Raw genomic sequence first — 14,864 nt, 5'->3', positions numbered from 1 at the left:
GCTTATTAACCTGTACACCAACCATAAGGCGATACAACCTTAGTTCGAATTCACAAACACACCGAAATTTACAAATGGACAAAGATAACCAATAAAAACAAAAACTTAAATTGAAATTTTTAGTTTTACTGCTGACCTATGTTCCATTATATAAACTGGAACATAGCTTTTGGATCATGATGTTCCAAAAGCTATTTAAGCTGATCAAGCGTCTTTCGCCACGCGTTCGATGTACTCAAGCTGCACCGGTTTTGTAAACGCACCAGGGCGAAGAGCCTGCACTTCTCGCACGATATCTTCTAACTGCCATTTCTTCTCTAGCAACAAGTGAGCCGCAAACAAACCTGTGCGGCCCGAGCCGCCCATGCAGTGCATCGCGACTTTGCCACCTTGAGCAAGAACCGCATGCAGTTCCGGACTGGCTTGGTGCCACTTCGCCGCAAATTCTTCACTTGGTGCGCAGTCATCTTCAATCTCGATCTGGAACCATTTCATGCCCAGCTGCTGAGTGGTGTCACCCAAAGCCGCAACGTCTTTCGCTGCTAACTCGCTATCATCCAATGCGGTAACGACCGCTTGAACCCCCTGCTCCTTCAACTGTTCCAACGACGCTTTCAACTCGACGTCTTTGGTACCCGGGCACGGTGTCAGAACTAATGCACCGGAGTCCAAATCTAATTGCCATGTAGGATGAGACATTATGAACTCCTGTTATGCCAGACCAACGTTTCGAACCAATTCTGCGGTGCGTGTTGCGTATCCCATTTCATTATCGTACCAGGCGTAAATCTTCACCATTCGTGATCCAACCACCATGGTGGATTGTGCATCAACGATGGTTGAGCGTTGGTCGCCTTTGTAATCGATCGACACTAACGGACGTTCCTCAAAGCCAAGAATGCCTTTTAGCTCCCCTTCCGACGCTTCTTTCAGCAAAGCATTCACTTCTTCTGCTGTGGTATCGCGTTTTACATCGAAGATGATGTCGGTCAATGACGCATTCGCCAACGGTACACGTACCGCGTGGCCGTTAATCTTGCCTTTTAAGTCTGGGAAAATTTCCACAATGGCTGTCGCACTACCGGTAGTGGTCGGGATAAGACTCATGCCGCACGCACGAGCACGGCGCAGATCTTTATGTGGCGCATCCAAAATGGTTTGCGTATTGGTCAAATCGTGAATTGTTGTGAAAGAGGATTGCTCAATGCCCAACTTCTCATGAATAACTTTCACCACAGGCGCTATACAGTTTGTTGTGCACGAAGCGGCTGTCACAATACGATGTTTTTCAGGATCGAAGATGTGGTCATTCACACCAACTACAATGTTCGCAATGCCTTCTTCTTTCACTGGCGCACTCACCACCACGCGCTTCACACCTTGATCGAGGTATTGGTCTAGGTACGAGGTTTTGCGGTGTACACCTGTCGCTTCAATCACAACATCGCAGCCAGACCAGTTCACGGCGTCAATGTCACGTTGCTGAGTCGTGGCGATGCGCTTGCCATTGATGACGAGCTCATTGCCCTCAACCTGCACTTCATGGTGCCAACGACCTTGCACTGAATCGAACTCTAATAAGTGGCCAAGCGTCGCTGCATCACCTGCGACATCGTTGATTTGCACAAACTCTAACTCTGGCCAGTCGAATGCCGCTCGCAGTGCTAAACGACCAATTCGGCCAAAGCCATTAATGCCTACTTTAATTGTCATAGTTTTACCCTTTAATCTTCTACCTTGAATCTCTGTTTGCTATTAACAGCAAGCCTCACGACTTTTATCGTGCAAGCGTGTGATGTCGTCTTGGTACTCTTGCTTCAAACAGTTTGATGCCACTAAGTCTTCAATCAGCTTACGCATCCAACCTGGTAATTGCTGCGATAACTCGTAGTACACCCATTGCCCTCGGCGTTTATCCACCAAGATGCCACTGGAGCGTAACTGAGCAAGATGACGAGAAACTTTCGGCTGACTCTCTTGCAACGCAAACGCCAAATCACCCACGCAAGTTTCGCCTTCACGGGCCACCAGCATTAAACAACGTACGCGCGTTTCATCGGATAACAGCTTGAAAAACTGATGTGGAAGCATAATAAACATACCTATATATGGATATGCGTATATATTTATTTAACTCTGAGATGTCGTCAAGAGTGATCCCATCATCGTCATAAAAGTTTCACATCGAAACAGCCAATAAAGATTGAGAGAAGAACGGTTAGAGAGAATAAAGATACGGCAGAAATTTACGCGGTTGCGACGTTTTGACTCCAGCGAACCGCTTCGCCTAACGAGAGCTTGACCTCTTCCAAAGACAATCCCAACTGCGTCGTGATTTTTTCAACGCCTGACCAGTCGGCACGCTCGTAACACTCTTCGAGAGAAATCAGCGCACCATAAACCCCCTTGCGATGTAATAAGGCTTGTTGTACGGATTCGCTGAGTGGCAATTGCTTGACTAAAGATTCCACCGACAAATCAAGCATCGCATCTAAAATCGATAATAAGCCGACCATAAACCCTTGTTCGTTGAGGTGGGAAAATGGCTGATAACGCGACATTAATTGGCAGAACTGCGCTCGTTGTAATGAAAGGTGATACAGCTCTCGAGGCTTGTTACTAGAGATATACGACGCCACGACCAAGGAGACAAACTGCTTAAGATTATCCTGACCAAGGTAGATCAAGGCCTGACGAAACGAGCTGATTTCGACAGCGAGGTTTGGCGCTTGCGTATTTACAAAGCGCAATAATTTGTACGACAACGCGACATCTTGCGTAATGATGGTTTCAATACGAGTAAAGTCTGGCTCTGGTGAGCAGACTTCACGAAAAAGCTGTAGCGCTAACACTTGCTCAGGGCTCACGTATTTTGTTTGCGAAACTAATGGCTTACTAAAAAAGTAGCCTTGGAAAAACTTAAAGCCAGCCGCTTTGGCTTGCTCAAACTCTTCTGCGGTTTCAACACGTTCCGCCAAAAAGTGGTATTTGACGCGTTTAGCAAGGTGAGCTTTGACCAACGCACACGCTTTTTCCAGCCCCATTGCCATGATATCGAGTTTAACGATGTGCACGTAAGGTAAGAAGCGACGCCACTCCGGCGTTAAGGTGAAATCATCCAGCGCGATCAAATAACCTTCTCGATACAACTCGCGAATCGCATCGAGAAGATCATCGGTCGGCTGGCAAGTTTCCAGGACTTCGACGACGATTTTGTTTTTTGGCAAGCTGCGCGGTAAGCGGCGCACCAAGCTTTGATGAGGAAAATTGATAAAGCATCGCGAAGAAGCAATCACTGGGTTAGTGCCCAGTGATAGGAAATTCTCGACAATTAATCGGTATGTTGCCCGGTTTGACTCAATGTGCGAAGGGTATGCGTTACTCTCACCATCTCGAAACAACAATTCATAACCCAGCGTCTGTCTTTTGCGGTTAAAGATCGGCTGGCGAGCAACATACGTTGTATTCATGCTAAAGAAGGACCTATAAATGGCTTATGACTTTGCAGCTGCTAATAATGCACCACAACCCATAAACATTGAACCGAAGACTTTGTTTATTTTCCCCATGATTTTATCGGAGCGAATAAAACGTCCCATTTGCGCCGCCAAGGTGGTGTAACCCAACATCACACACGCGTCGATCACAACAGTCGTAACACCAAGCACCAACAGTTGCGTCAGTTGGTCTTGTGCCGGGTCAATAAACTGTGGAAACAACGCCACCAGAAAAACAATCGATTTAGGGTTCGTCAGGTTAATCAAAATAGCTTTGTACAAGAGTGCCATGCCAGACATGTCTTTGTGGCTCTCAGCCGCCACCAAGCTGGAGGTGTCTCGCCATTTCTGGATACCCAACCAAACTAAATAAGCCGCACCAACCCATTTAATGACAGAAAATGCCGTTGCCGACTGTGCGACCAGCGCACCAATTCCCGCCCCAACTAACGCAATGTGAATGGCCAAACCAATTTGGAGACCGATCACAGCCCCCAAAGATTTGCGAGTACCGTAACTCAAACCATTGCTGATTGAGTTCACCGTGCCAGACCCCGGAGCCAAACTAAAAACGATTGCAGTTACTACATAAGCTAACCAGACGTGGGTATCCATTGCATTTCCTCACTAATTCTTCGATGATACATCGCGTAAACAACGTATCTTCAGGTAATCGACTAATGGCTACTAACCATTCACCTTTGACTTATACTCAAGAGTCATTATTTGAGCAAGCAATTGGTGGTCCGATCGCGGCACTTTGGCAAACTCGCCAAGAAGGCTTTGTTAAAGGAACTGAGAAAAAGAACATCTACTGGTGCAAACTGACCAACCCAGAACATAAAAAAGCCGTGCTCATCGTTAATGGGCGCATTGAATCTTCCTGGAAATACCAAGAACTGTTTTACGATCTCTATCGCCAAGGCTTCGACGTCTATTCCTTTGACCACCGCGGACAAGGTTTATCAGATCGTCTATTGTCTGACTCAGATATGGGTCACGTCTATGACTTTACTGATTATATTGACGATATGGACATGGTCGTAAACAAACACGACCTTAGCGACTATCAGCAATGTTTCATCATTGCCCACTCCATGGGCGGCGCAATCGCTACACGTTATCTGCAAACTCACCCAGAGCATCCCTTTACTGGTTTGATTCTTAGTGCGCCTATGTTTGGTATTAATCTGCCATGGTACTTATCACCAATAGCGATTCCAGTGACACAAATTATGTCAGCGGTATCCACTTTGCCACGTTATGCGCCAGGACATCAGGCCTACTTTCCTAAACCCTTTGAAGATAACCCGCTCAGCCAAAGCTATGGTCGCTACCAATGGTTCCGAAATCTCTATACGGAAAAACCGGAACTGCAAGTCGGTGGACCGAGCACTCGATGGGTATGGCAAGGGCTAATGGCAGCAAAACAATGCTTTTTATTGACTCGCCAAGTCAAAGTACCGGTGCTCCTGATTCAAGCTGGGAACGATCGTATTGTCAGCAATCTGGCACAAAAACGTTTTATCGATAAATTGCGTAAAACCAACCCATATGCGGAGCTACTTTCTATCGAAGGCGCACAGCATGAGATCTTATTCGAGACCGACCAGTATCGTAATCAAGCACTCGATGCGATCTTCCGCTTTATGAATGACCCGAAATCATCGCCAAACGAAAAAACATAATAAGAACTCTAGGCGACCATTTCACGGCCATGATTAAAGAGGAAATGTCTGCACATTGATTTGCCCTCTTTTTCATCCTCATTTTGACGTACACTGCTTGGGTCTGGCTGCGTTGAACCATGCAGATGCAACCGACCAAAGTTCCCCCGCATTCGGAGCAGCATGATCTAGTCAGTCTGCTGTACTCCGTTTGCAATTCACCTGTTCCACACTATCCAAACCGTTTACGAGGACTTCATGAGCACATCGCTACCTTGCAAAGAGATCACTAAAATCGTTGCCTCTGATCTGGATGGCACGTTACTCGCACCAAACCATCAGCTCAGTGCTTACTCAAAAGAGACGCTAAAAGCGCTGCATGAAAAGGGTTACACCTTTGTCTTTGCAACAGGCCGTCACCACGTAGACGTTGCGAGCATCCGTCGTCAGGTCGGTATTCCGGCTTACATGATCACCTCGAACGGTGCCCGTGTGCATGACCAGGAAGATCAGCTGATGTACAGCGAGAATGTCCCTGCAGAACTGGTTCAAGGCGTGATCGACACGATCAAGCACGATCAAGAAATACTTATCCACATGTATCAAAATGACAGTTGGTTGATGAACAAAGACGACGAAACATTGCGTGATTTCCATGACGAATTCACATACGTCTTATTCGATGAAGACCAAGCGCCAACTGACGGTATTGCGAAAATCTTCTTCACCCATCCAGCACAAGACCACGAACGCTTGGTGGTGTTTGAAAACAAACTACGTGAACAATTTGGCGATAAGCTGAATATTGCGTTTTCAACACCATGGTGCTTGGAAGTAATGAGTGCAGGTGTGTCTAAAGGCCATGCTCTTGAAGCGGTAGCGAAAAAACTCGGCCTCACGTTAGAAAATTGCGTGGCATTTGGTGATGGCATGAATGACGTAGAAATGCTGTCGATGGCAGGTAAAGGATTGGTCATGGGTACATCACACGAGAAAGTGATGAAAGCATTGCCAAATAACGAAGTGATTGGCAGCAATGCAGAAGATGCGGTTGCACACTACCTACAAGATCACTTGCTATAAGCAGCAATACTCCAAACAATAACAAAGGGCTGACATTCGCAGCCCTTTTCTTTTATCGCTGACTTGGCAACTTCTCTTTGCCAAGGATCGCTTCCCACTCTTCTTCTGCCACAGGCATGATCGACAAGCGATTTCCACGTTTCACCAATGGCATGTTCTCAAGTTCTGGCATCGCTTTCATCACCGATAACGGAATCACTCGCGTCGTTTTACGCACGAATTCGACATCCACCATAATCCAACGCGGGTTGTCTGGGTCTGACTTTGGATCGTAATAATCGCTTTCAGGATCGAACTGGAAATGATCGGGATAGGCTTCTCTCACGACTTTAGCAATACCGGCAACGCCAACATTCTTGCAAGAAGAGTGATAAATCAGGACTAAATCGCCCACCTTTACTTGGTCACGCATCATATTGCGCGCCTGATAATTACGAACTCCCTCCCAACATGAAACCTTTTGGGTTCGAAGCGTGTCAATAGAAAAGGTATCTGGTTCAGTTTTAAATAACCAATATGCCATAATGCCATCCGATGCCGATTGAGTAACAATAATGAGGAAGATATAACATGAAGGCTTTGAAAAACCCAGTGGCGCTTGCCACTCTGCTGGTTCTGCAAGCATGTAGTTCGCAGCCGCCACAATCTGGCGCTGCCGACCCAACTTCTCCACCAGCCACCTTAGATAAGCCTGACACCATTCAACCTCAAACCTTTATGCTACGTGGAAAAGTGATCGTCGGTCACGAGAGTCAATACATCATGCCTTGTGGCAGCGACAAGCAATATTGGTTACAACTGTCACCACAGCAAATGCAACGAGCAATTCAGTTAAATAACGAGCCTTACCAGACCATGTATGGCGAGGTTATCGGCCATCTCAACCCACCGGGCATCGATGGGTTCTCTGCCGATTTCGATGCTAACTTTGTCGTGGAACAAGTGAACTTCCTCACAACGGAAAATCCAAACCGTTGTCAGCAACCAAACAAACCAACTCGCGTGTTTGGTAATGAGCCTTCTTGGTCGGCAAGCTTTGAGGCTAATGGACTGACATTCCAGCAAATCGGCAAACAAACCAAAAAATTAGCGATTAAGAGCAGTCAACTTCAACCTCGCCAGCGCACATATCAACTACAAGATGGTGAACTTCGCCTAACAGAAAACCTCTGCTCAGATACGATGAGTGATTCTTTGTATGGCTGGAAAGCGACGCTAAAACATGATGGCGACACTTATCAAGGTTGTGGTACGGCTGCAAACGTGGACGCTACGCTTAGCTGGGCCAATACCTATGTCGCGACTTCAACCCAATCACAAGGTTTTGAGGTGCAAATGACCTTAAACCCAGACCACAGCGCCACAACAAAATACAGTTACGCTAATGGGCAAGCACCGTTAATCGAGCGTGGGTACTGGCAACAATTAAGTCCGTCTCAGGTTCAAGTCGTCATGACGCATCATCAACAACAAAGACTGATGTCAGAACGACTGTTTACGCGAGAAGGCAATCAGCTCAAAGCGACCAAAGAAAAAGTCGGTAACTTGGTATACCCAATCGCCGATGGTGGTTTAGTGCTTTACCCTGCCACCACTCGTGATGAGGGCATGATGCAACCAGCCGAGAAACGCGCTAACAAGCCCATCAGCAGTGCAGACGTACCTTCTAGTGCGGAGTTTGACTCCAAAGTAGATGCCGCCGTGCGCAACTACTTCTTCATTCACCAAACCAACCCCAACAACAACCAGTACCGTTGGCTAACTTACGACCTCAACGGCGATGGTAACGAAGAGCTATTAGTACAGCTGGATTGGTGTGGTTCCGGTGGCTGTACATTGCTGATATTTGAACATCACGAAAAAGAGTGGCGCTTCAATAGCCGCATCACACTGGTACAAAGCCCAATTATGCTCGGCCAACAAACCTCTCATGGCTGGCGAGATCTTATTTTTAATGTCAGCGGTGGCGGATCTAAGGCGGCCCAACACGTGATGCAATACAGTGGGGTTAGCTACCCACTCAACCCAAGCATGGCACCAACGGCAACGCCAAACCAAATCAGTGGCGTGCGTCTGTTCTCGGATGGGATTAGCCCGGTTCGCGAAGGAGTTCGTCTGTAATGTCGCAACCGTGTCCAAATTGTGGTTTTCAATTCAACTGTATGTGCTCACTGGTGCCGAAACTTACCAGCGAGCACAACATCTTGCTGTTGATGCATCCGAATGAACTGACGCGTGATACTAATACCGGCCAGCTACTAGAGCAGTGCCAACTCAATATTGAGCGAGTAACCTGGGACCGAAAACAACCACCAGCAGAATTGCTCGCTCGATTAGCTGATCCGTCGCTGTATCCAGTGCTTCTATTCCCAAGTGAAGAAAGCGTCACACTCGAACATGTGGCGCTCCAAAGCCAGCAACAAACCAAAAATCCGCTGTTTATTATTTTGGACGCTACCTGGCAAGAGGCGCGCAAGATGATCAACAAGAGCCGTTGGTTAGAAAGTATCCCTACTATGGCGCTGTCTACATCGGCAGACTCGCAATATCAGCTGCGACGCAACCAACAACAAGGTAACTTGTGCACGTTTGAAGTCGCCGCACATTTACTCGGACAACTAGGCGAGCAAAATAACCAGCAAAAAATGCTCACATTCTTTGCTCACTACCTTGCACTATTTCAAGCCGAAAAAAGTGGACACGCTCTCAAGCAATCACCGAGCTAACTCAACTAAAACCGAATTGCTCAAAATAAAAAAACGCAGCCAAGGCTGCGTTTTTTTATTGGAATGGTTTCACGTGAAACACAACTAAAACAAACGCGTAGGTTCACCCAAGTAGTAGCCTTGCAGATAGTCGACGCCCATATCCTGCGCGATTTTGCACACCTCTCGATTGTGGACAAACTCCGCCACCGTCTCCGCGTTAAACACCTGACATAAACGCACCAACTGAGAAGCTATTTTGCGCTGCTTTAAGTCTTTATCGATATCACGGATCAAGCTGCCATCGAGCTTTATGACTTCCGGCTCCAGCTTTAGGATTTCATCAATATTGGAATAGCCTGAGCCAAAATCATCAACAATGATACGCGCTCCTAAACTTCTGAAATGACTGCATACTTCGATCATTCGACCGTAGTCTTTGATTTGCTCAGATTCCAACACTTCCAAACCAATTCGCCTAGGGTCATTGAGCTGACAAATTTCATGCTCTAAAAGCATTAAAGTTTTATCACTAAGCAAATCTTGCGGCGATAAGTTAATAGAAAAGTCACCTTGCTTATCTCGCATGTAATGTAACGTAGAATGGATCATGTGCCGACTCAATCGAGTATAAAGATGCGTATCGGAAATAATAGGCAGGAAGCGCCCTGGCGCAATCACCGTTCCATCCTCCTCCAAAATGCGAACCAAACATTCTTGGCTTGCCAATTTATGGCTATCCGCATGCACTATCGGCTGGCTATAGGTGATGATGTTCTGTTTGAGAATGGCTTTACTGACGCAACTCAACCATCCAAGTTGCTCTTTACGTACATCCTCACTGACTTCGATGTCTTTCGCATTGCAGATATGGGTATTACTGCGCACACCGGAACGCCTCGCTTCAATGCCTTTGAGCAATAGCTCATCCGCAGAAGCTGATGGAAAATCTCGACGACTCACTAAGCCACCGCACAGCGAGATAGAAAGATAATCTATTTCGCGCAGACCAATTGGCTCAAAATTAGTTTGCTCTACCGCGTCGGCAAAACGAGTAAAGTGCTGTTTGATGGTTTCGCTGCTTTGGTCAGCTTTAAATATGAACGCCCACTCACCAACCCCAATACTATAAAGCTGCAAAGCCGTTGGCATGCCAAAACGCTTTCGCAGTCGATTCGTAAAATGCATTGAGAGGTCTTTAAGTAGCTGATCCCCTACTCTATAACCGTATTTTTCATTGATATGGCTGAAGTTAAGTAGTTTTAGAGTCAGCAAGTGCTCATCCAAATCAATGCTACTCAGCCGTTCTTGCAGCGCGACTCGGTTTTGTAATCCAGTGCGACTATCTCGCCGATAGCTTTCTTGTAACTTGCGCGTTTGGCGATCGAGTTGATACCCCATATGCGCATTCATATGGTTGAGGTCGCCAATCGCATTTCGAATCAAGCTAAACAATGGTGAAATAGAGGAGCTAACGGGCGACTTAGGCAAGTTCAATGCTTGTACTTCATCTCCCTCTCGCATCGCTAAATACGTCAGACTGTGATGAAGAATTTCTGGCTGTCCAATACCGCCATGCAGTTCCCCCATACAATAACTACCAAACGTCGTCGCGATATCTTTGAAGGCTTGGACTTCGTCGCTGCTGTCAATAAAGTCTAACCGTGACGCGCAGTTAAAAATCATCACGACTTCAGGTTGGTGCATGGCTAACTCAACCACACCATGTCGCACCTGTTCGAGCGTTAATGAGGGGTGGTTATAGCAAAATTGTACTTCGTCACCAAGACACCAAGGCCTGTCGAAACTCATACTGCCATCAGCGTGCAGCTCCGTTACCGTGCAAACTTCCTTGCGCCCCAAGCTTTCTCGATATAAAGGAAAGCTGAGCAGTTGACTCAGCGTCACGTCATGCCCATCCGCCAAGTAACGCTTGTATACGTCCAACGCTTTCTGTTCACCTAAGCAATACAAGCGCGTTCCTTTTGCATGGGTGACTTTATGTGGCATGCCAATCGGGTTCCATTCCGAATACGCATCCGTCCATAGCTTCAAGGTATCGCTGTGCAAAGCTACGGCGACCACGGCATTATCGTAAACTCGGTTTTGATATAGCACCCAACAGCCATCATCAATACTCTGTGCCAACCCTCCAGAGATCACGACTTCTTCACTGGCGAAGGTTTGAAACAAGGGATAGTCACGTCGTTCAATTTGCACAGCAAAGCTGAGGATCACTTGCGAATTATACTGCAACAGAAGCGAGCGTTTGAGCTCTCCACCATCAATATCGGGGGAGTAAGAGTAGGTTTGGACGGCAGAAGTAAGCGTGGTTTGTTCGAACTCAGTCACACTGATCAGGCAGCCAGAGGTAAATATCTCCCCCTCCAGAATGACATTACGCGTACTATGCCCCATGACATGAGCATTCGGCAGCAACAATAAAACAGCGTCCGCAAGTGTGGTCGTAAAGTCGCGTGATTGAGTCGACAATATTTGCACCAAATATTGTTTACTTGAAGAGAACTGAGAAGTGACTAAAAAGTCATTTAACTGACTGACATCATGAACTAGTTTTGAAAAAGCTCGCATGCACCTACCACTGCCGTAACACTATCTTCACCACGACGTGTGGCGTTACTCTTTTTACTTAATAGTGAATAATTTACGTGGCTTTACGCTGCTTTTCTAGACACAAAATGAGATTAGAATGGATTAATGCGAAAGCAATTAAAAAAGTGTGAGTAACGGCTGCAAACTATTGATTTCAATATCAGGTAAAGTACGTGTTTTTGAATGGTTAATGACATTTTTATTCATATCATTGAACCAACAAGCCGCAAAACCAGCCGACTTTGCACCATGCACATCTGTGGTTAGGTGATCACCGACATGCAGAATGTTCTCTGCTGGGATATCCAAGAACCGTTTCGCCTTAGTAAACATATCAGTGGCGGGTTTCGCTAACCCATCTGGCCCCGCTTTGAGCACACATTGAAAATACGGCGTTAAGCCAATTTTATCTAAATCGACGTTGCCGTTTGTGATCGCCACGAGCGGAACTCGCTCTCCCAATTGTGTCAAAACATCTAAGCTTGATTGGGGCACTTCAAACTGACTGCGCCAATCCAAAGCGAGCTGCACACCCTCTTCAGCTGCGGCTTGAGCTTGCGCTTCATCATAGCCAACTGAAAGAAAACCATGCTTTAGCTGCACTAAACGCCAAAGCGTCACATCGCTTCTGAGATCCGGTCTCTGCTGGAGCACATGTTTTTTTACCTGCATCCAATCAGCCTTATCCATGTGCGCCACGGCAGGATGTGTTTGCTGCAACCAAGCCAGCAACTCACGCTCCATACGGATAATCACCGGGTAATTATCATACAGCGTGTCATCAAGATCGAAGGTCATGGCCTTAATGGGCTCAATACGGCGATAGAATTTCATACTTCGGCTCACTCCCCGCTCTTTTTACGTGCGCGTGGATGGGCTTGATCGTAGGCTTGCGCTAAATGTTGGAAATCCAAATGCGTGTAGATTTGGGTCGTCGAAATGTTCTCGTGCCCTAAAAGCTCTTGCACCGCACGTAAGTTATTGCTGGATTCGAGCATATGTGTCGCAAACGAGTGACGCAATTTATGCGGACTAATATGGCTCGCCACAGACTGTTTCTGTCCCCATTCTGCCATACGTTTTTGCACGCTACGGTGCGAAATACGCGTTCCGAGTTTAGACACAAACAAGGCGGGTTCACCTGGCGCAGCAAGATCGCCCCTGACTTTCAGCCACTTGGCAACCCATTCAGTTGCCATGCCAGAGAATGGTACTTTACGTTCTTTATCGCCTTTACCGATAACACGAAGCTCGCCACTGCGCAGTTGTACATCACGTACATCCACACTCACCAACTCAGCCAAACGCAAGCCTGCACCGTACATCAGCTCCATCATGGCGCGATCACGCACAGCCAACGGGTCGTCTTCGTTGACCTCAAGCAGTTGGCTCACTTCATCAACATCGAGGTTTTTCGGCAACGGGCGCTTTTTACGTGGCGCTGAAACCCCTTTGGCAGGGTTAGCTGACATCTCGCCACGCAGAATAAGGAAATCGAAAAAGCTACGCAGCGATGAGAGGCGCGTCGCCAAACTGCTGGCTTTCATGCCTTCCCGCATGCCCTTACCTGCTAATTGGCGTACCCAGCCTGCATCCACTTGAGACCAATCTTTAAGTCCCATTTCAGCCAAGTGCTGCGCCATGGTTTCTAGCTGCTGTTTGTAATTGCGTTGAGTATGTAGGCTGAGCCCCTTTTCGCTTCGTAAGAATTCATAGAAGCGCTCAAGAGGCTTTTGCAGACTATTTGGCAGAGGAGTGTTGGGAGTTGTCGTCATCGTAACTTTGCCATACCAATGTTTGAGCGAGATGTGCCACTACTAATGATAGGTGACGCAAAAACAAGGTATCCATATCTGGCTGAAAATGGCCGCCATCTTCACTAGAAAAAGCAAGCACGCCCAGTGTTTGCTGTTTCACGAGCGGCAGTACCACATAGGACCCCATTTCCGGCACATCCATATTGCCAAACAAAGCTTCACGATCCACTTTGCGAAGACGTCCTAAGTACGCGTCTTTGCCATTTAAGTGAGTGGTCGCAAAACGTTGATAACTTTCCTTACTCAATTGAATCGATGCGTCGCATTGACTAAACAATCGAACAAACGCGCGTAAGCCAAGTGCTTTAGCTTTCTCTTCAATAGAATGAATGACTTGTTTAAAGTCACCACACTTTAGAATCTGCCCCTGCAAATCCATAAATTCGTAAAAGGTGCGATCGTTGTTCGCCGCAAGCGACATCAGTGTGGTGATCTCTTCCTCTAACTCTTCAATGCGCTGACGTTGGCGATTCATTTGTATGTGCACCAAAGACACCGCACCCAAGTCTGAGTGTGGGAAAGATAGACGATCCACAAGCTCCGGACGCTGCACAAAAAAATCGGGATGATCTTTGAGGTACTCGGCCACCACTTCAGCCGTTAAGGCATCTGCTTCTACTTGAGACAAACCGTTTCCTTTTTCTTCTACTAGCAAGACAATTGACCATCAAATACATGCGTTGTAGGTCCGGTCATAAACAACGGCTTACCCGGACCTTGCCACGCAATTCGCAGTTCACCACCTGGTAGAGAAACCTTAACGTTTTCATCCAGCAGACCCTGAAGAATCCCTACCGCTACCGCCGCGCATGCGCCACTACCACAAGCTTGTGTTTCACCTGCGCCTCGCTCGTAAACTCGAAGACGAATATGGTCACGACTCACCACCTGCATAAAGCCAGCGTTGACGCGCTCTGGGAAACGCTCGTGCGACTCAAGCAGCGGGCCTAATGTATCGACATCAGCAGTATCCACGTCATCGACCACCGTCACCACATGCGGGTTACCCATGCTTACCGCGCCACAGAACAACGTTTTTTCACCAGCGCGCATGATGTAGGTTTTCTCTTTTTGCTTGGCTTTGAAAGGAATTTTGTTCGGCTCAAACTCTGGCACACCCATGTTGACCGTCACTTCTCCATCATCTTCGATGTTGAGAATCATCTTTCCTTTTTTGGTGCTCACGCTGATGCTGTATTTATTGGTCAACCCTTTCAAGCGAACAAAGCGCGCGAAGCAGCGCGCGCCATTCCCGCACTGCTCGACTTCACTACCATCGGCATTGAAAATCCGATAATGGAAATCAGTTTCAGGGTCGTAAGGGGCTTCTACCACAAGCAATTGGTCAAAACCAACGCCGGTATGACGATCCGCCAAACGGCGGATCAGGTCTTGCGAGAAAAACACGTTCTGGGTAATACAGTCGACGACCATGAAGTCGTTGCCCAAACCGTGCATTTTGGAAAAGTGGAAATGCATTTG

At 47.1% G+C, this 14,864-nt stretch carries 15 protein-coding genes; 4 read left to right on the top strand and 11 right to left on the bottom strand.

Going from position 1 to position 14,864, the window contains the following annotated elements; genetic code table 11:
• Window positions 1-204 precede the first annotated feature (204 nt).
• From ACZ5ZC_RS17695 to rhtB, 5 genes are all read right to left on the bottom strand, one after another.
• Window positions 205-699: a cyclin-dependent kinase inhibitor 3 family protein gene (locus ACZ5ZC_RS17695; RefSeq protein ID WP_258681531.1), complete on the bottom strand. Its 495-nt coding sequence runs from the start codon at window positions 697-699 to the stop codon at window positions 205-207.
• Window positions 700-711: 12 nt separating this feature from the next.
• Window positions 712-1,713, bottom strand: a complete 1,002-nt coding sequence (locus tag ACZ5ZC_RS17690; RefSeq protein ID WP_005393824.1) for an ArsJ-associated glyceraldehyde-3-phosphate dehydrogenase — start codon at window positions 1,711-1,713, stop codon at window positions 712-714.
• Between the two features lie 42 nt (window positions 1,714-1,755).
• A complete protein-coding gene (locus ACZ5ZC_RS17685; protein WP_005393826.1) occupies window positions 1,756-2,091 on the bottom strand; it encodes a metalloregulator ArsR/SmtB family transcription factor in 336 nt (111 codons plus the stop codon).
• A gap of 155 nt (window positions 2,092-2,246) precedes the next feature.
• Window positions 2,247-3,470: an EAL and HDOD domain-containing protein gene (locus ACZ5ZC_RS17680; RefSeq protein ID WP_005393827.1), complete on the bottom strand. Its 1,224-nt coding sequence runs from the start codon at window positions 3,468-3,470 to the stop codon at window positions 2,247-2,249.
• A gap of 24 nt (window positions 3,471-3,494) precedes the next feature.
• Window positions 3,495-4,112: a homoserine/homoserine lactone efflux protein gene (gene rhtB, locus ACZ5ZC_RS17675; protein WP_005393828.1), complete on the bottom strand. Its 618-nt coding sequence runs from the start codon at window positions 4,110-4,112 to the stop codon at window positions 3,495-3,497.
• A 65-nt stretch (window positions 4,113-4,177) separates the two neighbouring features.
• Between rhtB and ACZ5ZC_RS17670 the strand changes: the two genes are divergently transcribed.
• Together ACZ5ZC_RS17670 and ACZ5ZC_RS17665 are read left to right on the top strand one after the other, a co-directional pair.
• On the top strand, window positions 4,178-5,185 hold the full coding sequence (locus ACZ5ZC_RS17670) for an alpha/beta fold hydrolase (protein ID WP_046874389.1): 1,008 nt from the start codon (window positions 4,178-4,180) through the stop codon (window positions 5,183-5,185).
• A 237-nt stretch (window positions 5,186-5,422) separates the two neighbouring features.
• Window positions 5,423-6,247, top strand: a complete 825-nt coding sequence (locus ACZ5ZC_RS17665; RefSeq protein WP_005393831.1) for a Cof-type HAD-IIB family hydrolase — start codon at window positions 5,423-5,425, stop codon at window positions 6,245-6,247.
• 52 nt (window positions 6,248-6,299) lie between these two features.
• Here the strand turns inward: ACZ5ZC_RS17665 and ACZ5ZC_RS17660 are convergent, their stop codons facing one another.
• On the bottom strand, window positions 6,300-6,770 hold the full coding sequence (locus ACZ5ZC_RS17660) for an EVE domain-containing protein (protein WP_046874390.1): 471 nt from the start codon (window positions 6,768-6,770) through the stop codon (window positions 6,300-6,302).
• A 47-nt stretch (window positions 6,771-6,817) separates the two neighbouring features.
• Between ACZ5ZC_RS17660 and ACZ5ZC_RS17655 the strand changes: the two genes are divergently transcribed.
• Window positions 6,818-8,368 carry a COG3650 family protein gene (locus ACZ5ZC_RS17655; protein WP_464932165.1) on the top strand — a complete coding sequence of 517 codons (1,551 nt, stop codon included), beginning with the start codon at window positions 6,818-6,820 and terminating at the stop codon, window positions 8,366-8,368.
• The gene (locus ACZ5ZC_RS17650) at window positions 8,368-8,973 is read left to right on the top strand and encodes a tRNA-uridine aminocarboxypropyltransferase (RefSeq protein ID WP_054868110.1); all 606 of its coding nucleotides are present in this window, start codon (window positions 8,368-8,370) and stop codon (window positions 8,971-8,973) included. The genes ACZ5ZC_RS17655 and ACZ5ZC_RS17650 overlap by 1 nt, the downstream gene beginning before the upstream one ends.
• Before the next feature lie 84 nt (window positions 8,974-9,057).
• On the opposite strand, the gene ACZ5ZC_RS17645 is transcribed toward ACZ5ZC_RS17650, so the two are convergent.
• The 5 genes from ACZ5ZC_RS17645 to dapF form a co-directional block, all read right to left on the bottom strand.
• Window positions 9,058-11,544 carry an EAL domain-containing protein gene (locus ACZ5ZC_RS17645; RefSeq protein WP_164667071.1) on the bottom strand — a complete coding sequence of 829 codons (2,487 nt, stop codon included), beginning with the start codon at window positions 11,542-11,544 and terminating at the stop codon, window positions 9,058-9,060.
• Between the two features lie 138 nt (window positions 11,545-11,682).
• Entirely contained in the window at window positions 11,683-12,399 is a 717-nt protein-coding gene (gene yigB / locus ACZ5ZC_RS17640) for a 5-amino-6-(5-phospho-D-ribitylamino)uracil phosphatase YigB (protein ID WP_006743011.1), read from the bottom strand.
• 8 nt (window positions 12,400-12,407) lie between these two features.
• Entirely contained in the window at window positions 12,408-13,340 is a 933-nt protein-coding gene (gene xerC, locus ACZ5ZC_RS17635) for a tyrosine recombinase XerC (RefSeq protein WP_085344475.1), read from the bottom strand.
• Entirely contained in the window at window positions 13,306-14,037 is a 732-nt protein-coding gene (locus tag ACZ5ZC_RS17630; protein ID WP_006743009.1) for a DUF484 family protein, read from the bottom strand. The genes xerC and ACZ5ZC_RS17630 overlap by 35 nt, the downstream gene beginning before the upstream one ends.
• Window positions 14,031-14,861: a diaminopimelate epimerase gene (gene dapF, locus ACZ5ZC_RS17625; protein ID WP_006743008.1), complete on the bottom strand. Its 831-nt coding sequence runs from the start codon at window positions 14,859-14,861 to the stop codon at window positions 14,031-14,033. The genes ACZ5ZC_RS17630 and dapF overlap by 7 nt, the downstream gene beginning before the upstream one ends.
• Window positions 14,862-14,864 lie beyond the last annotated feature (3 nt).

The sequence above is a fragment of the Vibrio sp. JCM 18905 genome, assembly GCF_055393305.1.
This window is presented reverse-complemented; position numbering and strand designations above follow the sequence as displayed.